Raw genomic sequence first — 22,538 nt, 5'->3', positions numbered from 1 at the left:
ATCGGCTAGAGTCTGGAGCACGCCGAGGGGCAAGGCCGAAAGGCCCGGCTCACCGGAGTCACGCGGGTGTAGTTCAGTAGCAGAACATCCCCCTTCCAGGGGGAAGGCGCAGTGTGCAATTCCTGTCACCCGCTCTGCATCGCCGGTCTGGTCGCTCTTTCGATCAGGTAGGCTGGTGTTCGCGCCGATCGGTGAAAGCCGGTCGGAGGCAATGCGGACGTAGCTCAGTTGGTAGAGCGCAACCTTGCCAAGGTTGAGGTCGCCAGTTCGAACCTGGTCGTCCGCTCAGGGTAAGAAGCAGTGAGCAAAGGCCCCGGTCATGTGATCGGGGCCTTTCTCGTGTGCGCGCATCCGTCACCCCGCATCCGTCGACCGCATCTGTCACCCCGTTCTTCGCCGTCTGACATTTGTCATGTGCAGCGGTGACAGCGCGCACTGCCGAGCCTCGTGGTCGGCCGAGACGCTTGAGTCATGAATACGAATGAGCCCGTGATCGAGGTCACTGATCTCCGACGCGTCTACGGGGGAGGGTTCGAGGCGGTCCGAGGGGTCTCCTTCGAAGTCGCCCGGGGCGAACTCTTCGCACTGCTCGGCACCAACGGCGCGGGCAAGACCTCCACCGTCGAACTCATCGAGGGCCTCGCCCGACCGGCCGCCGGACAGGTGCGCGTCCTCGGCCATGACCCGTACACCGAACGTTCCGCCGTCCGCCCGCGCATCGGCCTCATGCTCCAGGAAGGCGGCTTCCCCTCCGAACTGACCGTCTCGGAGACGGTACGGATGTGGGCCGGCTGCACGAGCGGAGCCCGCCCCGAGAGCGAGGCGCTGTCCCTGGTCGGCCTCACCCGCCGGGCCGGCGTACGCGTGAAGCAGCTGTCCGGTGGGGAGAAGCGGCGCCTGGACCTGGCGCTCGCACTCCTCGGACGGCCCGAGGTCCTCTTCCTCGACGAGCCGACGACCGGCCTCGACGCCGAAGGACGCCAGGAGACCTGGGAGTTGGTGCGTGAACTGCGCGCGCAGGGCACGACCGTGCTGCTCACCACCCACTACCTGGAGGAGGCGGAAGGGCTCGCCGACCGGCTCGCGATCCTGCACGCCGGGCGGATCGCGGTCTCCGGCACCCCGGCCGAGGTGACCGCCTCCCAGCCGTCGCGGATCTCCTTCGAACTGCCCAGCGGCTACTTCCCCGGCGATCTGCCGCCGCTCGACTCCCTCGGCGTCACCGGGCACGAGGTCGTCGGACGCGTGCTCCGGCTGCGTACGAACGAGTTGCAGCGGGCCGCCACCGGACTGCTGATGTGGGCCGAGCGGACCGGTGTCGAGCTGCGGGGGCTCGACATCCGGTCGGGGTCCCTGGAGGAGGCGTTCCTGCGCATCGCGCGGCACGTCTCGGAACAGGAGGCCCAGGCGGAACAGGCAGGGCAGGCAGGGCAGGCAGGGCAGGCGGAACGATCGCAGCACTCCGAGAAGGAGCACGTGGCATGAGCGCGGACACCGTGACCAGGACCGCACAGCCGGCGTCGACCGTGACCGCGGTCGGCCGCATGACCTCCCTCGCCCGGGCCGAACTCACCCTCCTGGCACGCAGCAGGGCCACCTTCTTCGCGGCCGTCCTCGTGCCGCTGGTCCTGCCGCTCAGCCTTCGCTCGACAGTCGAGGACATGGACCTGAAGGGGTCCGGCCTCTCGGTCGGCTCGGTCATCCTGCCCTCCGCCGTCGGCTTCTCCCTGCTCTTCGCCGTCTACAGCTCGCTGGTGAGCGTCTACGCCGCCCGTCGCGAGGAACTCGTCCTCAAGCGGCTGCGTACCGGGGAGCTGCGGGATGCCGAGATCCTCGCGGGTGCCGCCGTCCCGTCGGTCCTCATCGGCCTGGTGCAGAGCCTGGTGCTGACCGCCGCCTGCGCGGCGCTCATGGACGTGGACGCGCCCGAGGCGCCTCTCCTCTCCGTGGTGGGGCTGCTGCTGGGACTCATGATGTGGCCGGCGCTCGCGGCGGTGACCGCGAGTTTCAGCAGGAGCGTGGAGGGCGCCCAGGTCGCGGCGATGCCGCTGCTGCTCGTCTCGATGATGGGCTCCGGCACCGTCGTGCCCTTCGAGGTCATGCCCGACCGGCTCGCCACCTTCTGTGAACTGCTGCCGCTGTCCCCGGTGATCACTCTCATCCGCGGTGGCTGGGCCGGGAACCTCTCCACGTACGAGGCGCTGGGCGCGCTCGCCACGGCGCTGGCCTGGATCGTGCTCGCGGTGTTTGCTGTACACAAGTGGTTCCGCTGGGAACCCAGGCGCTGACCCCGGCCCGCGCGGTGCACGAAAGCGAAAGTCGAAGCGGAAGTCGAAGCGGAAGTCGAAGCGGAAGTCGAAGCGGAAGCGGAAGCGGAAGCGGCGACGGAGGACGGGGACGGTCGGTCATGGGAGTCGGGAGTCCGGGAATGCGCAGGCCGGGTCTCTGGTGGCGCGGGAAGAGCACGCTGGCGAAGGTCGAGACGTACACCCGCTGGTCCTTCCACTTCTTTCCGCTGGTGGAGTTCACCGCGATCGGGCTTCCGGTCTTCGGGCAGGTGGAGGCCGGGCTCGCCGTCTGGCTGGTCCTGCCGCTGTGCGCCCACGCCGTGCTGTGCGCGGTGACCGCGTCCAGGTCGCTCGACTGGACGCGCGGCACCCGTGAACAGCCCGTACGCCTGCTCATCGCGCTCGGCGCGGTCTCCGCGCTGCTGGGGACCGCCGCGATCAGCCTGGTGAAGCACGGGCCGGGCGGCGAGGACATGGCGTCGGCGGCGGTACCGCTCTGCGTGGGCGTGCTGGTCTTCGGGACCGGCACCATCGCGCTCGGGGTACGCGGCCGGCTGCGCGTCCTGGGGATCGTGACCGGCTCCGCCGTGTATGCCGGAGCCATGGCGTTCGCGCTGGGCCTCGACGGACATGCCGCACTGGGAACGGCGTTCGCGGTACTGCTCGGCGGCGGCGGCCTCACCTTCACCTCCGTCTTCTCCGTCTGGCTGCTCGACGCCGTGTACGAGCTGGACGCGGCCCGCGAGACCCGGACCCGCCTCGCCGTCGCCGAGGAGCGGCTCCGCTTCGGACGCGATCTGCACGACGTGATGGGCCGCAACCTCGCGGTGATCGCCCTGAAGAGCGAACTCGCCGTCCAGCTCTCCCGCCGCGAGCGCCCCGAGGCCGTGGACCAGATGATCGAGGTGCAGCGGATCGCCCGCGAGTCGCAGCGCGAGGTCCGCGAGGTGGTACGGGGCTACCGCGAGGCCGACCTCGGCGCCGAACTCGCCGGCGCGCAGGGCGTTCTGACCGCCGCCGGGGTCGACTGCTCGGTGACCGGTTCCGCGACCGGGCTGCCTCCGGCGGTCCAGTCGGCGCTCGGCTGGGTCGTACGGGAGGCCACCACGAACGTACTGCGGCACGGCGACGCCCGGCGGTGCCGCGTGACGCTGCGACCGGCGGGAGAACACGTGGTTCTCACGGTCGAGAACGACGGGGTGGAGTGGGCCGCCGCGCAGGGGTCGACCGGGGGGCCGGGTGCGCCCGGGACCGGTGGAGGGCCCGGCGGGGAGCCCGGCGGGGGGTCCGGTCTCGCCGGGCTGCGGGAGCGGCTGGCCGCGGTGGCCGGGACGCTGGAGGCGGGACCCGTCGACGGCGGCCTCTTCCGGGTCGTGGCCGAGGTGCCCCTGCCTCCCACCTCCTCGTCGGGTCTCTCGTCCGCCGGCTCGACGGACACCGTTTCGCGCTCAGTGAGTGAAGAGGTCACCCCATGACACCCGTACGACCCATCCGGCTGCTGCTCGCCGACGACGAGCACCTCATCCGCGGGGCGCTCGCCGCGCTGCTGGGTCTTGAGGACGATCTGCTCGTGGTGGCGGAGGCGGCCGGCGGGCCCGAGGCGCTGGCGATGGCCCGGGCGCACGAACCCGACGTGGCCGTCCTGGATCTGCAGATGCCCGGGTCCGACGGTGTGAGGGTGGCCACATCGCTGCGGACCGAACTGCCCGCCTGCCGTGTGCTCATCGTGACGAGCCATGGGCGTCCCGGACATCTCAAGCGTGCGCTGACGGCGGGTGTGCGCGGTTTCGTCCCGAAGACGGTGAGCGCGCGACGGCTCGCGGAGATCATCCGTACCATCCACGCGGGAAACCGTTATGTCGACCCCGAGTTGGCCGCCGACGCGATCTCCGCCGGGGATTCGCCGCTCACCGCGCGCGAGGCCGAGGTGCTGGAGCTGGCCTCCGACGGGGCGCCCGTCGCCGAGATCGCGGAGCGGGCCGCGCTGTCGCAGGGGACCGTACGCAACTATCTGTCGTCGGCCGTGTCCAAACTCGGAGCCGAGAACCGTCACTCGGCGGTGCGTCTCGCGCGCGAGCGGGGTTGGGTATAGTTGCTCTCGCGCCACGGCGAAAGCCAGGACGCGGCGCGGACGTAGCTCAGTTGGTAGAGCGCAACCTTGCCAAGGTTGAGGTCGCCAGTTCGAACCTGGTCGTCCGCTCGGAGTAGGAAGAACGCGGAAACCCCCGGTCATCGACCGGGGGTTTCCGCGTTGATCGCGGGGCCGCGGGGGCCGCGGAAGCCGCGGGGCCGCTCAGGCCCAGGGCGTGCCCGTCAGACGCTCGTACGCCTCCACGTACTTGGCGCGGGTCGCGTCCACGATCTGCTGGGGCAGGGCCGGCGGCGGCTGCTCGCTCCTGCGGTCCCAGCCGGATTCGGCGGAGGTCAGCCAGTCGCGTACGTACTGCTTGTCGAACGAGGGCTGCGCGCGGCCCGGCTCCCACTGGTCGGCGGGCCAGAAGCGGGACGAGTCCGGGGTCAGCACCTCGTCGGCGATGACGAGCGTCTCGCCGTCGAAGCCGAACTCGAACTTCGTGTCCGCGAGGAGGATTCCGCGGTCGCGCGCGATGTCACGGCCGCGGCCGTAGACGGCGAGCGTCGCCTGCCGCAGCTGGGCCGCGGTCTCCGCGCCGACCTGCCGGGCGACCTCCTCGTACGAGACGTTCTCGTCGTGCTCGCCGACGGCGGCCTTGGTGGCCGGGGTGAAGATCGGGGCGGGCAGCTCCGAGCCGTCGGTCAGCCCGTGCGGGAGCGCGAGGCCGCAGACGGTACGGGTCTCGTTGTACTCGGCGAGACCGGAGCCGGTGAGATAGCCGCGGGCGACGCACTCGACCGGGACCATCTCCAGCGACTTGCAGACCAGGGTGCGGCCCTGCCATGCGGCGGGGGCGCCGGCCGGCGGTTCGGTGCCCAGGACATGGTTCGGCAGCAGGTCGGCGAGCTGGTCGAACCACCAGAGCGAGAGCCGCGTCAGGACGCGGCCCTTGTCGGGGATCTCCGTGGGCAGCACCCAGTCGAACGCGGAGATGCGGTCGCTGGCGACCATCACGAGATCGCCCGCCTCGTTCTGGTACAGGTCGCGCACCTTGCCGGTGTGCAGGTGCACCAGACCCGGAACCTCAAGAGGCTCGGGCTTTTCGACGAATCCGGACACGGTTCCTCCCCGTCGTTCTGTCTGAATGGCACGATTCTCTCGTATGGGAGGGCCGGGCTCGGCCAGGGGTCGTGGGTGTGAGGGCTCGCGGGCTCTTGCGGGCTCTTGCCGGGTCTTGCCGGGCGGCCTCAGTCGCGTTTGCAGATGCGGTCCAGGAGGTTGGCCGTGGCCCGCTGGACACGGGCGTCGGTGTGCCCCGGCCGGTCCAGGGCCGGGGACCAGGCGAAGGTGCCCGCCGCGAAGACGAGGGCACCGGAGTGCGCGCGGTACAAGGACGTCTCCTGGTGGCGGATCGTCCCCTCCGTGTCCCGGTACGGGGAGTGCGAGAGGAGGATGCGGCCCTGGTGCTCGGGGAGCGCGACTCGGGGGAAGTAGCGGTCGGCCTCGCCCGCGACCATGCCCTCCAGCTCATCGCCCTCGTGGGCTCCGGTCGCCTCCCACAGCCAGTGGTCGGCGTTGCGGACGACGAGGGGGTGGGCCTCGGGGACCCGGCCCGCGTACTGGATTCCGAGGACTTCCTGCTCCGGGCGGTCGATCTCCCGCCACAGGGCGGGTCTGCCGGGTCCACGGCGTTTCAGGCAGGTGAGCAGCCGGTCTGGGGTGCCGGACGCGGAGGGCGCCAGATCCACCTGCCAGTACATGGTGTTGGCGGAGAGGAAGACGAGCGAGGTGCCCTGCTCGCGGGCGACGTCCACGGTACGGCGCATGGTCGTCGACCAGTACTCGTCGTGCCCCGGGAAGACCAGGCCGCGGTAGCGCGTGGGGTCGACGCGGCCGGCGTGCAGGTCGCGGGCGTCGGCGTACGCGAGGTCGTAGCCGTAGCGCTCGGCCCAGCGGATGAAGTCGTAGGCGTGGCCCACGTGCAGGGGCAGGCCCGCGCCCGCGTACGGGCGGTCGAAGGAGACCGTCGTCGCGGCGTCGGCCTCACCGAGCAGCCGGCCGTCGTCGTCCCACGCGTGGTAGAGACTCGCGCCCGTGCGCCCGTCCTCCGGGTAGAGGTTGTACGCCTGCCAGGTGATGTCCGGCAGGACGAGCAGCAGGTCGGCGGGGTGGTCGTCGCGGACCGTGAACGGGATGTGGGAGCGGTGCCCGTCGTCGGTGGTGAGGACGGCGACGTACGCGCCGATGCTCCAGTACGACGGGATCTGCAGCCGCCAGGAGAGCCACCAGTGGTGGCAGGAGACCGTGCGGTCCGCGGTGAGCGGGGCCGGCTGGACGATCCCGGCCAGGCGCGGGCTGGTGGTGATCTTGCTGGCGCCGTCGCCTCCGTAGTGGCCGATGCGGTAGACGTCCACGCCGAACTGCTGGGGCGGGTCCACCGTGATGTGGAAGTCGACGGCCTCGCCGGGGGCGACCGCGCCGGTGGACGCGAACCCCTTGATCTGCCGGTGGACGTCGTCGGCCGAGCGGGGGTCTCCGGCGCTCGCGTGCGGGGTGGGGACTCGCGGGCCGGAGCTTCGGTAGCGGTCGTGGGCGGTGGTCGCACCGGGGGGTGGGGTGTGGTCGACGTACCAGGGGACGACGTGGCCCGTGTCGTCGAAGTAGTTCTCACTGCCGCGCAGCCAGGGGACGGGGCCCTGTCCGAATGGGTCCGTGACGGCGTGCGCCAGCGCTCCCGACTCCCATCGGCGGATCTGCTCGGTCCCCATGTGACGTTCCCTCCCTCGTACGTCCTTGCCCATGTGTGCCCCCGCGCACGGGTGGGCCCAGCACATCACATTACGCATGCGCGCCGTCACCGTTCGTTGCTAATTGCCTGTAGCGGGTGGGGAGATGGCGGGTCGGAGGTTGTTCGTGACGTGCGGGTCGGACGAGGTCGCGTGCGCGGTTCCCCGCGCCCTTCGGTGGGTCGGGATGCGGGGGGCCATCGCGGCGTGCGGGTCGTGGGGGCGTGCGGGTCGTGGGGGCTGAGCGCGCGGTTCCTCGCCCCTTGTGGGCTCCCGGGCTCAGACCAGTCTGACCGGCTTCTCCGCACGTACTCCCAGGTCCAGCAGCCAGGTACGCAGGGGGGCCGGGTCGCCCTCCTCGATGAGGCTGAGGACGCGGGGGCCCAGGTCGGCCGAGCGCTCGCCGTCGACGAGGAGCGACGGGCCGTCCAGCCAGTCGAGCCCCGGCATCGCCCCGGCCGTGTCCATCGCCGCGCAGCAGACCATCGCCGTCACATGGTCACCGAGCAACTCCCGCCCCGTCCGCGGCGGTTGCAGAGGGAAGAGCGGCAGTGCCCCCTCGTCCCAGAGCGCCACGTCGGGGCCGCCCTGTCCCGCGGAGGCCGTCGAGGTTGCCGAGGACGCCGTCGGCCCGGCGGTCGTCGCGGCCTCCTCGCGCGCCAGCTCGGCGCTCAGGACCGCCGCGAGCTCCGCGCTCCGCTCGGTCGCCGGGCCGCCGTCCTCGTCGCTCTCCGGCCCGCCGTCGGCCTCGTACGCCGTCGCGCCGCCCTGCGTGATCCCGGTGGCGCGCCACTCGGCCTCCGGGGGCTCCTCCGAAGGCACCTCCGAAGGCACCTCCGAGGGCTCCTCCGGGGGCTCCTCCGGGGGCACCTCCGAGGGCTCCTCCGGGGGCGGGGACGCGGAGGACGTCAGGTGGTCCATCACGCGGTCCAGCGTCGGGCCCTCCGGCTCCGGTGCTCCCGGCCCCGCGGTGCGGCTCACGCCCAGTCCGTCCAGTACGCGATGGAGCCGTGCCGCGTCCGTACGCCACTTGCGGTCGACGACCTCGTCCGGGTACTCGGCCCAGTCGACCGGGGCCCAGTCGGGTCCCCTCTCGGCGGGTCCGCCGTGGAAGAGGCGTGCGGCCAGCAGGGACGTCGCCTCGTCGATCGCCCCCGGCTCCTCCAGGAGATCGCAGGCGGGGCGTTCGCCGAGCCGGGAGGTGAAGCCCTCGGCGAGCCGGTCACGCCGTGAGAGCTCGGTCAGTGCCGCGACGACACCCGCGTCGAGCCTGGACGGCCACCGTCCCATGCGCCAGGCGGGCAGCGCGACCCTCGTCAGCAGCCGATCCCAGCCCGCGTACGCCAGGCCCACCTGTTCCTGCGCGACGATCCGCAGTCCGTAGTCCACGGTCTGCGCACGCTCCGCCGCCGCGGTCGCCACGCCCCGTTCCATCTCCGCCGCGTGCACGCGGCAGCCGCGCAGCATGATCCTCGCCACCCAGCCGGCCACGCCGAGCACCGGGCGGGTCAGCGGTCCGCGGGTGGGCGCCGAGGCCACCGCCACGGCCGCGTCGAGACCTCGTACGAAGCGCCGGGCCGCGGCTATGTCGGGGTGCGCCGACGGTCCCGTACCCGCGACGACCGGGGCGAGGACGGCCCGCAGCTCACCGACCCGCATCCACCACAGGAAGGGGGAGCCGATGACGAGGACGGGCGCGGCGGGCGTACGCCGGTGTGCAGGTCCCAGGCCCCGGCCGCCCTCCATCTCGTCCCCGGACTCCGGGTGGGACGGGGCGTGGGCCGGGTGGGTCCGGTCCTCAAGCCAGCTGTCGCAGTCCGGGGTGAGCGCTATCGCGGAGGGCGCGGGCACTTCGAGGCGGTCGGCCAGATCCCGCACCATGCGGTACAGGTCCGGCGCCGACTCCTCGGCGACCGGGACCGTCGGGCTCATGGCGGGCCGCGCACGGGCGACGAGCAGCGCGACGCCCACCGCGCACAGCAGCACGAACACGGCGAACCCCGTCACGGCCGCGCGCGCCACGCCCCAGCCGGCGCCGTCGATGTGCCCGGTCGACCCGCCGACGAGCAGGACGACGGCGACGGCCGCGGGCAGCAGGGCGACGGCCAGCGCCCTGCTGCGGATGCGCAGCACGGCGAGAGCCCGTGAGCGCGCGGTGTGCGCACCCAACTCCACTCCCATACCGGACACGACCGATCTCACCCCCTACTGTCCGCCCGGCGTGTGCATACCCAGCCACCGCCGGCAGACGTCCATGGCGTTACTCACTCCCCCACTGTGGCACCCCCGACTGACATCGCAATGCCGGTGGGCCAAGTGCCGGAACGCTTGCGCCGCACCCTAGTTGGGGCCCCGGCCGTCGTCAGCCGGATGGGGGATCGGTCACTCGATGGAATGGCTTTGGCTAGAGGTAGCTGACGAAGGGGCCCCGGATCTATTGCTGGATCCGGGGCCCGAAGGTGCCGTGCGGGTGCTGCGCGTGCGCTGCGGGTGCGCTGCGCGGGTGAGTGCGGGTGCGCTGCGCGGGTGACGTGCGGGTGCGCTGCGCGGGTGACGTGCGGGTGCGCTGCGCGGGTGACGTGCGGGTGCCGTGCGGTCGGAGACGGTGCAGGTGGCAGCCCGTAACCGAGGGTTACGGGAGTTATCCCGCGGCGGCTTCCGCGACCTTCGCCGCGATGTCCGTGCGGTACTGGGAGCCGTCGAGACGGATCCGGTCGACCGCCCTGTACGCACGGGTGCGGGCCTGGGTCAGGTCCGTACCGCTCGCCGTGACCGAGAGCACCCGGCCGCCCGCGCTGACGACCGCGTCGCCGTCACGCTTCGTACCGGCGTGCAGGACGTACGCGTGCGGGGCGTCCTCGGCGGCCACCTCGGCGAGGCCCTCGATGGGGTCGCCGGTGCGCGGGGTGCCGGGGTAGTTGTGCGAGGCGATGACCACGGTGACGGCCGCGTCGTCGCTCCAGCGCAGCGGTTCGAGGTCGGCGAGGGTGTCGTTCGCGGCCGCGAGGAGGACACCGGAGAGCGGCGTCTTCAGGCGGGCGAGGACGACCTGGGTCTCGGGATCACCGAAGCGGGCGTTGAACTCGATGACCCGCACACCGCGCGAGGTGATCGCGAGCCCGGCGTAGAGCAGCCCGGAGAACGGGGTGCCGCGGCGGCGCAGCTCGTCGACGGTCGGCTGCAGAACGGTCTGCATGACCTCCTCGACCAGCTTCGGATCGGCCCACGGAAGGGGCGAGTACGCGCCCATGCCGCCGGTGTTCGGCCCCGCGTCGCCGTCGAGGGCCCGCTTGAAGTCCTGGGCCGGCTGCAGCGGGACGACCGTCACACCGTCGGTGATCGCGAAGAGGGAGACCTCGGGGCCGTCGAGGAACTCCTCGATGACCACGCGGTCGCAGGCGTTGGCGTGGGCCGCCGCCGCTGCGAGGTCGTCGGTCACCACGACGCCCTTGCCGGCCGCGAGACCGTCGTCCTTCACGACGTACGGGGCTCCGAAGGCGTCCAGTGCCTCGTCCACCTCGGCGGGGGTCGTGCAGACGTACGAGCGGGCGGTGGGGACGCCCGCGCACGCCATGACGTCCTTGGCGAAGGCCTTGGAGCCCTCCAGCCGGGCGGCCTCCTGCGAGGGGCCGAACACCGGGATGCCCGCCTCGCGCACGGCGTCGGCGACCCCGGCCACAAGGGGCGCCTCCGGGCCGACGATCACCAGCTCGGCGCCGAGATCCGTGGCCAGCGTGGCCACGGCCTTGCCGTCGAGGGCGTCGACCTCGTGCAGCTCGGCCACGTCGGCGATTCCCGCGTTGCCTGGGGCGCAGTACAACGCGGTGACGTCGGGGTCGAGGGAGAGGGAGCGGCACAGGGCGTGTTCGCGGGCACCGCCGCCGATTACTAGGACCTTCACGGGGGTCAGCCTAGCGGGGCGCCTGGCCGGCGGGGATTTGGTGGCGGGGTGGTGGGTGGTGGGGGGGGTGGGGTGGTGGAGTGGTGGAGTGGTGGGGGCGGTGGTGCTCCCGGGGTCGGGGGGCGTGGGTGGGTGCGGGGTTGGGTGCGGGGTTGGGGGCGTGGTTGGGTGCGGGTGGGTGCGGGCTGGGCGCGCAGTTCCCCGCGCCCCTACAGGCCCGTCGGCCAGCGGCCCGGCGCGCAGTTCTCCGCGCCCCTTGGGCGGCGGGGGCCGGCGGTGGATCTGTCAGCTCGCGGCAGAGCGGTGGTTGGCCCCCGGGGGCCGGCTACTCGTTCGAGAACTCTTCCAGCACCGTCGCTCCCAGTTCTCGGACGATCAGTTCGTGGCCGGAGAGTGCCGACTCGTCGAGGTCGGGATCGTCGTCCTCCGGGGTGTCGTCCTCCGGCGAGATGGGAGGCGGCTCCTGGGCGGAGGGGCGGGGCGGGTTCTGGTGGGCCGACGCGGACGAGGGCGCGGAGCCGGGGGCGGACGCCGGGCGGTTCTGGGACGCCGGGGAGTGCGGTCCGGGCGCCGGAGCCGGGGACGCAGGTTGCTGCGGGGCGGGACGGGGCGCGCCCGTGCCCTGAGCGGCACCGCCACCCGCCGGGTAGCCTCCGCCGCCACCAGTGCCACCGCCTCCACCACCGAAGCCGCCGCCGGGTGCGGGCGGCGGTGCCGAGCCCCCGGACGGATCGATGACCGCCTCGATCTTCCACTGCACGTTAAACAGTTCGGACAGCGCTTGCCGCAGCACCTCCTCGCTGCCGCTGCTCGCGAAGTTGTCCCGCGCTCCGACGTTGACGAAGCCGATCTGGAGGGTGGTGCCGTCGAAGCCGGTCACCTGGGCGTTCTGGCTGAGCAGGATCCAGGTGAAGCGACGCCGGTTCTTCACCGCCTCCAGGATGTTCGGCCAGAGGGTACGGGGGTCGGGCCCACCGCTCGGAGCGGCGGAGAACGCGGCGGGACCCGCAGAGCCCTGAGAGGCGGGGCCGGAGCCGGAGGCGGGGGCAGGGGCTTGGGAGGGCGCGGATGCCGGTGCCGGGCGCGATCCGGACGCGGCGGGCGCTCCGGACGAGGGCTGTCCCCCGCCTGCGGATGCCGTGGTCGGCCAGCCTCCCGGCCGCCGCCCGCTGCCCACGGCCGTCGCGGTGGGCCAGGCGCCGGGCGCACCACCGGCAGCCGGGGCGGACGGCTGCTCCGCAGCGGGGGCCGGGGTGGGGGCAGGCGCGGCAGGCACGGCAGGCGCGACCGAATGAGGACTGGGACTGGGACTGGAGGTGGGGCTGGGACTGGGACTGGGCGCAGGCTCGACGGGAGCGGGCGGAGGCGTGTATGCGGCGGCGGGCGCCGCCGGAGCCTGGGCAGGACCCGGCCCCGCAACATCACCACCGGGACCGGGACCGGGACCGGGACCGGGACCCGGACCGGGAGCTCCGGGCCCTTGCCCCACTCCTCCACCTCGCACGGCGGCGCGGGCGGCGGCGGCCCCGCCACCCGGCGGAACGAAGGGAGCCGGACCGCCGACGGGCCCGCCGCCCTGCATCCCCACGTACCCCGGCTGCCCGGGCTGTCCCGGCTGTCCCGCATGGGCTCCCGCATGAGCTCCCGGTTGGGCTCCCGGATGGGCGTCGGGCCCGGGCACGTAACCGACGGCAGGCCCGCCGACCCCGGCCCCTGCCCCCACCCCTCCCCCGCTGAAGTTCACGCCGCGCTCGATCCGGTCGAGCCGGGCCAGGACGGACCGCTCGTCGCCGTAGGCCGTGGGCAGCAGCACGCGCGCGCAGATCAGTTCGAGCTGGAGACGGGGCGAGGTGGCCCCTCGCATCTCCGTCAGACCGGCGTTGACGAGGTCGGCGGCGCGGCTCAGCTCGGCGGCGCCGAAGACCCCGGCCTGGGCCGTCATCCGCTCCACCACGTCCACGGGGGCGTCGATGAGCCCCTTCTCACCGGCGTCGGGCACGGCCGCCAGGATCACGAGGTCCCGCAGCCGCTCCAGCAGGTCGGCGACGAACCGCCGGGGGTCGTTGCCGCCCTCGATGACCTGGTCGACGACCTCGAAGGCCGCGGCTCCGTCGCCCGCGGCGAAGGCCTCGACCACGGAGTCGAGCAGCGAGCCGTCCGTATAACCGAGGAGGGAGGTGGCCATGGCGTACGTCACACCGTTGTCGCGGGCCCCCGCGAGGAGCTGGTCCATGACGGACATGGAGTCACGCACGGATCCGGCGCCGGCCCGCACGACGAGCGGAAGCACCCCGTCCTCGACGGGCATGCCCTCGCGCCCGCAGACCTCGCCGAGGTAATTCCGCAGGGTGCCGGGGGGAACCAGCCGGAAGGGATAGTGATGCGTCCGCGACCGGATCGTCCCGATGACCTTCTCGGGCTCGGTGGTGGCGAAAATGAACTTGAGGTGCTCCGGCGGCTCCTCGACGACCTTCAACAGCGCGTTGAAGCCCGCCGGCGTGACCATGTGGGCCTCGTCGATGATGTAGATCTTGTACCGGCTGCTGGCGGGCCCGAAGAAGGCCTTCTCGCGCAGGTCACGGGCGTCGTCCACACCACCGTGAGAGGCCGCGTCGATCTCGATGACGTCGATGGACCCGCGCCCGTTCCTCGCGAGGTCCTGGCAGGACTGGCACTCCCCGCAGGGCGTGGGCGTGGGCCCCTGCTCGCAGTTCAGACAGCGGGCGAGGATCCGCGCACTGGTCGTCTTCCCGCAGCCGCGCGGCCCACTGAACAGGTACGCGTGATTGACCCGGTTGTTCCGCAGCGCCTGCTGCAACGGGTCGGTGACATGCTCCTGCCCGATGACCTCGGCGAACGACTCCGGGCGGTAACGGCGGTACAGCGCGAGGGACGACACACGTACGAGGTTATAGGCGCCCACTGACAACGAGCACCGCCCGCCGGTACCTGTCCGTTCCGCCCCACCGACACCGGCCCGCACCCGCACCCGCACCCGCGGGCCAACCCGCCCGGGTCGGCTCCGATCCCGCCCCGCAAACGCAAGCGCCCCCCACGCACCCGCCAGAGCCAACCTACCCTTGCTGCCTTCCGGCCCTGGGGGAGTTCAGTCAGATAGCGCCACGTGAGGGGCTGCGCACACAGTACCCGATCCGAGCGGGGGGAACGAGTTCGCGAGCACTCCCTAACGTCTTGTATTGTTTGCCGCGGAGGATTCGCCTAGTGGCCTAGGGCGCACGCTTGGAAAGCGTGTTGGGGGCAACCCCTCACGAGTTCGAATCTCGTATCCTCCGCAGTCGCCTGACCAGGCGAAACGAAGAGCTGGACCGCTCATTGCGGTCCGGCTCTTCGACGTGCCTTGGTTGCAGTTTCGGTTGCATTTATAGGCGACATTTAGGATATTTCCTCAGTAAGGAAGGGCGCACGCTCACGTCCTATAGGCGACCGGCGCAGCTGCGGGGAGCCACACCATCTGACGGGGTACGTCACGACGGTGACCGGCCGCCAGGACCCACGCGATGAGTTGGCCGTCCTCAACGGCGTAGACGACGAGGCAGTTGCCGCCCTGAGCCGTCGGCAGGCGTTGCGCCCTGATGAGCTTTGACACCGAACGCAGTCATGCCCCCGCATCCGTCGATGCCTTATTCACCCATCATGGGTTGGCCTGCGGCGACTCTGGTCTCGGCGGATCCACGCGGATCTGTCCATGGTCCCGGGACGATGTCGCGGTCATAGCCCGATCATCCGGACCTTGCTGCCGCACAGCCGGGTCATGTCATCGACATCCGACGTGAGGATGGCGACCGGGCCAGGCTGACGCAAGGCCGCTTCCGCGACGGTGGCGTCGATCGCGTACTTGTGTCCGTGCAGACCGGCGCCCTTGAGCAGTTGGGCCGCCGCCTTGGCCGCCGCCTCGGTGATCGGCTCCACCTTGACCCGGGAGAGCGCCCATTGCAGTCGGGGCAGGTTCACCCTGGCGTGGCTCACCTCCACGATGGTGTTGGCGCTGACGACAAGGTCCGCTCCCATGTCGTGGAACACCTGGAACATCGCCAGAATTTTCCGGTCCTGTGCCACCCAGGCCGACAGCCCCTCGCTGTCCAGGACGACGGTCTCAATGTGCCCGCTCACGCGGCGCTCGCGCCGCCGGCGGCCGACGTCGTACCGAAGATGCGCGCCCGCGCTTCGGCCAGCTCTTCCTCGCTGAAGGCCCCGTGCTCGTCTGTGTGGCTGCGCAGGTCAGCCCCCAGGAGCTGGTGCCGGATCTGCCTGGCGACCGCTTCGGCGACGTAGCCGGAGATGTTGTCCGTGATCTTCTTCAGCTCCGCCACCTGCTCGGCGGGGAGTGTCACCGTGATGCGCGTGGTGTCAGCCATAGTCGCAAGCATACTGCGGTATGCGCGGTACGTGCTCTCTGTTCCCGCAGTCGGTCCGGTCAGCGGCAGTCGGGGCGAGTGTCCGTTCGAGCATGGGCTCAGCTGAGCAGTTGTACGACGCGCCGGTTCAGCGGGCCCAGCAGCGGTATGCCTCGATCCATTGCCAGCCCTCGGGGGCGGGTTCCGGCAGCGGCAGGTCCAGAATTCCGATGTCCTGTCGGACCGACCCCCGGACGCAGCGTGCGACCACGCGTCCGTCCTCGACCAGGTCGACACCGACCACGCTCACCTCGACGCCGAGAACAGTCGTGGTGAAGGGCACGGCAAGGCTCTCCTCGATCATCGTGAAGAAGCCGGTGAGCTGCTCATCCTCGCCGTAGGCGTCGACGGTGGCCTCTTCGATCAACGCCTCCAGCGCGGCTGGGGCCCAGGTACTCATGGCCTCACCGTAGCGCTGCACCGTACGGTTGAGGACCGGTGTGTTGAGCAGGGGCGTATCCGTCGTGGCACCGTCGCCGGCAGTCAAGCCAAGGCTCGCGGTTGCCAGTGTGTGACGTTGCCTGGTGGGGTTCGGTAGTGAGCGGCCCAGGGGAGGGCCCGGCAAGCGACAGGGCGGAAGAGAGTGGCACGAGTCGTCGTACGAGAACCGAGTACGGGCGCGAGGAGCGCACCGCCTCTGGCCCGGCAGGAAACATCCGCCTTCGTGAGGGAGCTGCTCGGCGCCGGCTGGGCGGCGGTGTTCCTGCCTGGTGAGCCCGCCCGCCTTGGGCGGCTCCTGCTGTGGAAGCCGACCGGGGCAGCAGCCGGAGACAGTATGGCGCCCACCGGCCTTGAGACCGAGGCGGTGGAGCTGGTCCTGCCGCACGGCCGCTCGGTCAGGCGGCGCAGGGTCGAGGGTTACGCGCTGCCTGTCGCCGTCGCGGTCTCCGCCCTGGCCAATGCGGAGCCGACGCATCCCTCCGGCGCCGCCTGGCAGACCGCCACTCGCTTCGCGCTGCGGCTGCTCGCCGACGGCCGCCTCCACCCGGCCCTCACCCCCGCCGGTTACGACACCTGGCAGGTGGGTCCTTGCACCGCCGACCAGCGCCAGACGCTGGACGCCTTGGCCGCCGCCTTCCCGCCACACGCCCACTGCCTGCCCGAGCCTGGCCCTGCTCCGGTACGGATCGCCGAACCGGCCGCGCTGGTACGCCAGTTCTGCGACGCGGTCGCCGATGATCTGGTCCGTACGCCGGCCGCGCCGCTCGCCATGGGAGCGCTGCCGTACGCCTGGCGCGAGGCCCGGGCCGTGCCCACCTTGCGTGAATGGGCCGAGGAAACCCAGGCGGCGCTCACCGCCGAGGTCAGTGTCTCCCTGCGCGTCGACGTACCCGCAGGACGCCGACGGCAGTTCCGGGCCGTCCTGCAACTGCACACCGCGGCGGACCCGGCGCTCGTCATCGAGGCCGCACGACTCTGGAGCGAGCCGGCCGAAGTGGAGCGGCTGCTCGGCCCACGCGCCGAGACCGAGACTCTTCTCGCCCTGCGCCGCGGCGCCCGCGCCTGGCCCCCGCTGCGGAGGCTGCTCGACGATGCCGCTCCCGATCAGCTCCGGTTGACCGACGACGAAGCCTTCGATCTCCTTGGGGACGCCACGGACGCGCTGCGCGCGGCCGGTGTCGCCGTGCACTGGCCGCGCGACCTGGTCAAGGCGCTCACCGCGACCGCGGAGATCGGGCAACGCACCGCCCCCGGTTCCGCCGCGGGCGGCCTGCTGGACACCGAGGCCCTCCTCGACTTCCGCTGGCAGATCTCCCTTGGCGGCGAGCCGCTCACCGAGGCCGAGATGGATGCTCTCGCAGAGTCACGCCGTCCCCTCGTCCGGCTTCGCGACCAGTGGGTGGTCGCCGACCCGAAGCTGGTGGCCCGCGCCAAGCGCCGCCGGATGGAACCGCTCACCCCCATGGAGGCGTTGAGCGCCGCGCTGACCGGCGAGGCCGAGCAGGACGGTGACCGGGTCCCCTGTACGGCGGTCGGTACGCTCGGAGACTTGGTCGCTCGTATCCGCGACCCCGAGTCCCGCACCCTCGTGCCCCAGCCCGCCGCCCTCAAGGCCACGTTGCGCGAGTACCAGAAGCGGGGCCTGGCCTGGCTGGCCGAGATGTGCGCACTCGGCCTCGGCGGCTGTCTCGCCGACGACATGGGCCTGGGCAAGACCATCACCTTGCTCGCTCTGCACCTGCACCGCCAGAGCGACCCCACCACCGCGGGCCCCACCCTTGTCGTCTGCCCGGCCTCCCTGCTCGGCAACTGGCAGCGCGAGGCCGCCAGATTCGCACCGCTCACCCCCGTACGCCGCTACCACGGCGGCGACCGCCACCTGGGGGACCTGGCCGGCGACGAGATCGTCCTGGTCACCTACGGGGTGCTGCGCCGCGACCGCGGAGTGCTTGCCGAGACAGCCTGGTCGCTGGTGGCCGCCGACGAGGCCCAGCACGTCAAGAACCCCTACGCCGTCACCGCCCGCGAACTGCGTGCCCTGCCCGCCCGCGCCCGCGTCGCTCTCACCGGCACCCCCGTGGAGAACAACCTCTCCGAGCTGTGGGCACTGCTCGACTGGACCACCCCCGGGCTCCTCGGCTCACTCACCGCCTTCCGTGACCGGCATGCCCGCGCCATCGAGTCGGGCGAGGATCCCGAGGCAGCCGAGCGCCTGTCCCGTCTCGTACGTCCCTTCTTGTTGCGCCGCAAGAAGTCCGACCCCGGCATCGCGCCCGAACTGCCGCCCAAGACCGAGACCGACCGCGTCGTCCCGCTGACGGCCGAGCAGGCCGGCCTGTACGAGGCACAGGTCCGCGAGACCATGGCGAAGATCGCGGAGTCGGAGGGCATCGCCCGACGCGGTCTGGTACTCAAGCTGCTCACCGCGCTGAAGCAGATCTGCAACCACCCCGCCCAGTATTTGAAAGAGCACAGCCTGCGCCAGTCCACTCCCCTGCGGGGCCGCTCCGGCAAGCTCGACCTGCTCGACGAACTTCTCGACACCATCACCGCCGAAGGCGAGTCCGTGCTGGTCTTCACGCAGTACAAACAGATGGCGGCTCTGCTGGAGAAGCATCTCGCCGAGCGCGGCATCCCCACCCTCTTTCTGCACGGCGGCACCCCCGTCACGCGGCGCGAGGAGATGGTGGACCGCTTCCAGCGCGGCGAAGTACCGGTGTTCCTGCTGTCGTTGAAGGCGGCGGGCACCGGACTCAATCTCACCCGCGCCAGTCACGTCGTGCACTACGACCGCTGGTGGAACCCGGCCGTCGAGGACCAGGCCACCGACCGCGCCTACCGCATCGGCCAGGACAAACCCGTCCAGGTACACAAGCTCCTCGCGGAGGGAACCGTGGAGGACAAGGTGGCGAAGCTGCTCGAAGCCAAGCGCGCCCTCGCCGACGCCGTCGTCGGCTCCGGCGAGGCAGCCCTGACCGAACTGTCCGACGCCGACCTCGCCGAACTCGTCGCCCTGGGAAGGCAGTCATGAGCCCCGCTGTCCCCGGCCCGCGCCGTGCGCCCGCCCGCGGCAGGCGAGCCTTCGCCGCGACCTGGTGGGGCCAGGCATGGGTGGCCGCCCTGGAGGAATCCACCCTGGACGCCGGACGGCTCTCGCGCGGACGCACCTACGCCCGCAAAGGCATGGTCGGCCCGGTCACCGTCGCTCCGGGCACGGTCAACGCCGCTGTCCAGGGCAGCCTCCCGCGCCCGTACCGCTCCTCAGTCCACCTGCCCGTCCTCACCGACCCTCAGTGGGACACCCTGCTCGACACGATCGCGGCCCGCGCCGGACATCTCGCAGCACTTCTCGACGACGAGATGCCCGCCGACCTCGTAGACGACGCCCGGCATGCAGGCGTCCCGCTGCTCCCACTGCCCACCGAACTCGATCCGGAGTGCTCCTGCCCCGACTGGGGATACCCCTGCAAGCACGCCGCAGCGCTCTGCTACGCCATCGCCGCCACCATCGACACCGACCCATTCGTGCTCTTCGCGCTGCGCGGCCGCGGTCGCGAGGAGGTCTTCGCCCAGCTGCGCGCACTCCGTACGGCAGCACAGGAGACCGCCGCCCCACCGGCACCGGCCGGCATCCCGGCCGCCGCCGCGTACGCCCACTGGGCCGACGAGCCCCCCGAACTGCCCGAACTCCCGGAACCCGCCGCCCACACCACAGCACTGCCCGTCGCCCCGCCACCCGGCACCGGCCTGGCCGCCGCGGACCTGGAACGCCTCATGGCCGACGCCACCGCGCGCGCCGCCCGGCTCCTCGCGGGCGACACCGCCGACCTGCACCTGACCCAGCACCAGGACGCCGTCCGCATCGCCGCAAGCAACCCCGGACCCGAGTGGTTCCACCACCTGATCCAGAACACCAACACCAAACCCACTGCCTTCGCACGCCTCACCCGCGCCTGGCGCCACGGCGGCCCCACGGGCATCACCGTCGCCGAACAGCCCTACGCCCCCGACCCGACGGTGATGAAGGCCACCCGCACCGCCCTGGACGCGGCCCTCGCCGAGATGACCGACTCCCCCACACACCTCAGAACCTGGCGCAACCGCCTCACCCTCACCCACCACGGCATCCAGCTGCGTCTGGGCCCCGACGCCCGCTGGTACCCCTACCTCCAGGACGACGACGGCGAATGGTGGCCCGCGGCACCAGCCGACACTGACCCGGTCATCGCGCTCACCGCGGCCTGGTCGCAGAACGGGGAGTAGGGAGGCGATTCCCTACTGACCAGGAACCACGAGCAGAAGCTGGACACACTCACGCTGCTCCCACCTCCGTGGTTGCAGTTCTGGTTGCGTTCACCGGCGTACAGCACCGTTCAGAACCCCCGCCCGGACCAGCTGCACCGCAGGTCAGGACGTTCCCGTACACCCCAGAACCCGCAGACGAACATGTGGAAAGCGTGTTGGGGGCAACTCCTCAGGGGTTCGAATCCCCTGTCCTCCGCCGGTGCCTCACCGGGCACGATGTCGAAGGGCCCCACCGTTCGCGGTGGGGCCCTTCGACGTTGTCCGTCCCGGTTTCCGTCATCATTCAAACTTGAGCATTTCCAACAAATGAGGCATCTTCCTGCAGCTGGGATGGTGCGGCGCGTGCCCTGACGGATCGGTCCGTTGCCTGCCTGGGCTCGTAGCGGTCATCACCACCTCATGCCTGCAGCGCTGCGATGAGCGCCAGGACAGAGGTCCCCAGTCCCACGACGGCTCCGGCACCGGCCGAAAGGTCACGGACACGGGTGGGCAGAGCTGTCGCCGTCGTGCGCCCCTCGGGCTGATCCAACGGCTGGTCTGCGGCCATTCCGACGAACGTGACGCACGAAGCATGATCCACGATCTGGTCACGGTCCACGTCCAACTGCTCACGCAGTCGGTCCAGTTCATCGGCGATCTGCTGCACGGTACGCGGATCCGGAGGCAAACCTCCCTGGCTCTGGCTGTAGCCGAACGCCCCGGGCTGATTCTGGACGTTGCTCATCGAACCGCTGTTCTGGATCACGGTGATTTGCGCCTGATACTCCTGGGTGTCGACGTTGTGGTCGACAAGGAAGCCCTCGACTGCGGCGAGCACCCGGCCCTGCATCATGGTGATGTAACGTCGGGCGTCGTCGTACTGGAGCATGTCGTTGATGTGGCGCCGCGAGTACACCTCACGGAGGCTCACCACAGATTGCTTACGGTCGCCGGCGGGACAACGGGGCCGCTCAGGGCGGGGTTTCACCAGCCGTTCGAATGCCACGACCGCATCTGCCGTGGCCAGCAGTGCAGCGCGACCGAGGAAGCGCCAGCCTGTCCGGCGCGACTGGGGCCACGCGGCCAGCAGCGCCGGATGGACGGGGTTGACTACCTGCGGGCGGACGATGACCCGCAGGAAATGGTTCTCGTAGGGAAGATCACAAATACGAAACCGAGCAGTTCACCGTCCCAGGAAACCATGCGAGCGCACAGCGCCCACCGGGCGAGCTTCGGTGCTGCGAACGCGCGATGGGATCGCCCCGTGCCATCGTGCGCGAGGGAGACCAGCCCTGCCCAGTCGTCATCGGTCAGCTTCGACCAGCGCTCCGAGCTGATCGTGGAGATGGCGAAGACACTTGCCGGTTGTCGGGATGGAACGTCCGGTCGGGGCGTATGGCCCGGGTCAGTTCGCTCTCGACGTGCCTGAGCAGATCATCGGGGGTGAACAGCGATATCCCCGTACCTGGAGCCCCTCCGGCCAGCAGTCGGTCCGCGCTTGGAAGCAGCCGAAGGACGGGGCTGTGGTCACCCTCCCGGGGCTCCTGATCCTCATCAGCGTCGCGCTGCCTCGGCATGACGTCGATGCCGATGTTCGACTCGTACCAGACCTTGCCGGCGCCCAGGAAGTGGTAGCGCACACTGCCCGGACGTAGCTCCTGCCCGTACGGAATGACGGGCTGACCTTCCAGCCCGTGAACACGCTGCACCACCTCGTCGTGCCTACGGAAGGGGCGGAGCTGTCGGTGCCCACCCTCTTCGTCGAGGCCCATGGACCGGCGGAGCATCCGCTGGCTGGAGATCCGGTCGGTCAGACATGCCAGCCAGTAGCCCAAGAACAGCACTTTAAGTGCCCAGCCGACGCCGGCCCGCCACCAGCACAGCACCCCCAGGGCCCGGGCCAGGAACATCAATGCCCGCCGCCACGCTCCCAGGCGTACGGCCCGCTAACAGCTCAGGGCCACCTCGGCGAGGTCGAAGCCGTGTGAAGGGAACGGGCCGCACCTTCTTTCCCAGTACTCGCCGGTGGACCCAGCGCGCGTAGTCCAGGCCCTCCGGGACGGACTTCTGCGCGTCCCGCTTCGGGTCGCCCCCCTCGTAGGCCGCGACCTTCTCGCGCTCAGCCTTCTCCGTACGACGTTGCAGCAGATCCCGCACCCGCCTGGGCGCCGCCCGCTTCAGGAACTTCAGCACCCCGGCCCGTGACGCGGCCCGCGCTTTCATGTCCCACTCCGGACGGAGATGCGCCGCCGCAGTGAGCAAGCGTGTCGCGTCGGACGGGTTCCCGTCGAACCCGCTCGACATCGGCATCGACATCGGCATCGGCACAGCCGGAAAACCCAGCGTCTT

The 22,538-nt window shown here is 71.3% G+C and carries 16 protein-coding genes, 4 tRNA genes and 1 other RNA gene; 10 read left to right on the top strand and 11 right to left on the bottom strand.

The window, feature by feature from the left end:
• Positions 1–62: 62 nt before the first annotated feature.
• From ACIOKD_RS29260 to ACIOKD_RS29230, 7 genes are all read left to right on the top strand, one after another.
• Positions 63–134: transfer RNA gene (locus tag ACIOKD_RS29260), tRNA-Gly, on the top strand.
• Between the two features lie 79 nt (positions 135–213).
• Positions 214–286 (top strand) — tRNA-Gly (locus ACIOKD_RS29255).
• 185 nt (positions 287–471) lie between these two features.
• Positions 472–1,485 carry an ABC transporter ATP-binding protein gene (locus tag ACIOKD_RS29250; protein ID WP_402089919.1) on the top strand — a complete coding sequence of 338 codons (1,014 nt, stop codon included), beginning with the start codon at positions 472–474 and terminating at the stop codon, positions 1,483–1,485.
• Positions 1,482–2,288 carry an ABC transporter permease gene (locus tag ACIOKD_RS29245; protein WP_402089917.1) on the top strand — a complete coding sequence of 269 codons (807 nt, stop codon included), beginning with the start codon at positions 1,482–1,484 and terminating at the stop codon, positions 2,286–2,288. The genes ACIOKD_RS29250 and ACIOKD_RS29245 overlap by 4 nt, the downstream gene beginning before the upstream one ends.
• A 140-nt stretch (positions 2,289–2,428) precedes the next feature.
• Positions 2,429–3,763, top strand: coding sequence for a sensor histidine kinase (locus ACIOKD_RS29240; RefSeq protein ID WP_402089916.1), 1,335 nt, complete (start codon positions 2,429–2,431; stop codon positions 3,761–3,763).
• Positions 3,760–4,380: a response regulator gene (locus ACIOKD_RS29235; protein ID WP_402089914.1), complete on the top strand. Its 621-nt coding sequence runs from the start codon at positions 3,760–3,762 to the stop codon at positions 4,378–4,380. The genes ACIOKD_RS29240 and ACIOKD_RS29235 overlap by 4 nt, the downstream gene beginning before the upstream one ends.
• A gap of 35 nt (positions 4,381–4,415) precedes the next feature.
• Positions 4,416–4,488 (top strand) — tRNA-Gly (locus ACIOKD_RS29230).
• Between the two features lie 93 nt (positions 4,489–4,581).
• On the opposite strand, the gene ACIOKD_RS29225 is transcribed toward ACIOKD_RS29230, so the two are convergent.
• The 6 genes from ACIOKD_RS29225 to ffs form a co-directional block, all read right to left on the bottom strand.
• Complete coding sequence (locus tag ACIOKD_RS29225) at positions 4,582–5,481, bottom strand: phosphoribosylaminoimidazolesuccinocarboxamide synthase (RefSeq protein ID WP_402089912.1); 900 nt, start codon at positions 5,479–5,481, stop codon at positions 4,582–4,584.
• Between the two features lie 128 nt (positions 5,482–5,609).
• Positions 5,610–7,130, bottom strand: a complete 1,521-nt coding sequence (locus ACIOKD_RS29220) for a N,N-dimethylformamidase beta subunit family domain-containing protein (protein ID WP_402089910.1) — start codon at positions 7,128–7,130, stop codon at positions 5,610–5,612.
• 297 nt (positions 7,131–7,427) lie between these two features.
• Complete coding sequence (locus ACIOKD_RS29215; RefSeq protein ID WP_402090010.1) at positions 7,428–9,329, bottom strand: hypothetical protein; 1,902 nt, start codon at positions 9,327–9,329, stop codon at positions 7,428–7,430.
• A gap of 460 nt (positions 9,330–9,789) precedes the next feature.
• A complete protein-coding gene (purD, locus tag ACIOKD_RS29210) occupies positions 9,790–11,049 on the bottom strand; it encodes a phosphoribosylamine--glycine ligase (RefSeq protein ID WP_402089908.1) in 1,260 nt (419 codons plus the stop codon).
• Positions 11,050–11,374: 325 nt separating this feature from the next.
• The gene (locus tag ACIOKD_RS29205) at positions 11,375–13,948 is read right to left on the bottom strand and encodes a DNA polymerase III subunit gamma and tau (protein ID WP_402089906.1); all 2,574 of its coding nucleotides are present in this window, start codon (positions 13,946–13,948) and stop codon (positions 11,375–11,377) included.
• Positions 13,949–14,087: 139 nt separating this feature from the next.
• Positions 14,088–14,186: signal recognition particle sRNA small type (ffs, locus tag ACIOKD_RS29200), an RNA gene on the bottom strand.
• A 71-nt stretch (positions 14,187–14,257) separates the two neighbouring features.
• Here ffs and ACIOKD_RS29195 point away from each other — a divergent pair.
• Positions 14,258–14,342 (top strand) — tRNA-Ser (locus ACIOKD_RS29195).
• A 436-nt stretch (positions 14,343–14,778) separates the two neighbouring features.
• On the opposite strand, the gene ACIOKD_RS29190 is transcribed toward ACIOKD_RS29195, so the two are convergent.
• From ACIOKD_RS29190 to ACIOKD_RS29180, 3 genes are all read right to left on the bottom strand, one after another.
• Positions 14,779–15,180, bottom strand: a complete 402-nt coding sequence (locus ACIOKD_RS29190) for a DNA-binding protein (protein ID WP_189818793.1) — start codon at positions 15,178–15,180, stop codon at positions 14,779–14,781.
• The gene (locus ACIOKD_RS29185) at positions 15,177–15,425 is read right to left on the bottom strand and encodes a hypothetical protein (RefSeq protein WP_402089904.1); all 249 of its coding nucleotides are present in this window, start codon (positions 15,423–15,425) and stop codon (positions 15,177–15,179) included. The genes ACIOKD_RS29190 and ACIOKD_RS29185 overlap by 4 nt, the downstream gene beginning before the upstream one ends.
• Positions 15,426–15,552: 127 nt before the next feature.
• The gene (locus ACIOKD_RS29180; RefSeq protein ID WP_402089902.1) at positions 15,553–15,864 is read right to left on the bottom strand and encodes a hypothetical protein; all 312 of its coding nucleotides are present in this window, start codon (positions 15,862–15,864) and stop codon (positions 15,553–15,555) included.
• 264 nt (positions 15,865–16,128) lie between these two features.
• Between ACIOKD_RS29180 and ACIOKD_RS29175 the strand changes: the two genes are divergently transcribed.
• Together ACIOKD_RS29175 and ACIOKD_RS29170 are read left to right on the top strand one after the other, a co-directional pair.
• The gene (locus ACIOKD_RS29175; RefSeq protein WP_402089900.1) at positions 16,129–18,936 is read left to right on the top strand and encodes a DEAD/DEAH box helicase; all 2,808 of its coding nucleotides are present in this window, start codon (positions 16,129–16,131) and stop codon (positions 18,934–18,936) included.
• Positions 18,933–20,168 carry an SWIM zinc finger family protein gene (locus ACIOKD_RS29170; RefSeq protein ID WP_402089898.1) on the top strand — a complete coding sequence of 412 codons (1,236 nt, stop codon included), beginning with the start codon at positions 18,933–18,935 and terminating at the stop codon, positions 20,166–20,168. Before ACIOKD_RS29175 ends, ACIOKD_RS29170 begins: the two co-directional genes overlap by 4 nt.
• A gap of 439 nt (positions 20,169–20,607) precedes the next feature.
• On the opposite strand, the gene ACIOKD_RS29165 is transcribed toward ACIOKD_RS29170, so the two are convergent.
• Positions 20,608–21,105 carry a hypothetical protein gene (locus ACIOKD_RS29165; protein WP_402089896.1) on the bottom strand — a complete coding sequence of 166 codons (498 nt, stop codon included), beginning with the start codon at positions 21,103–21,105 and terminating at the stop codon, positions 20,608–20,610.
• Between the two features lie 394 nt (positions 21,106–21,499).
• The gene (locus ACIOKD_RS29160; RefSeq protein ID WP_402089894.1) at positions 21,500–22,099 is read right to left on the bottom strand and encodes a hypothetical protein; all 600 of its coding nucleotides are present in this window, start codon (positions 22,097–22,099) and stop codon (positions 21,500–21,502) included.
• Between the last annotated feature and the right edge of the window lie 439 nt (positions 22,100–22,538).

Origin of the sequence: Streptomyces sp. NPDC087844 (assembly GCF_044742785.1) — a bacterium.
GTDB lineage: Bacteria > Actinomycetota > Actinomycetes > Streptomycetales > Streptomycetaceae > Streptomyces.
The sequence above is the reverse complement of the archived record's forward strand: the minus strand, read 5'-3'. Positions and strand labels throughout refer to the sequence as shown.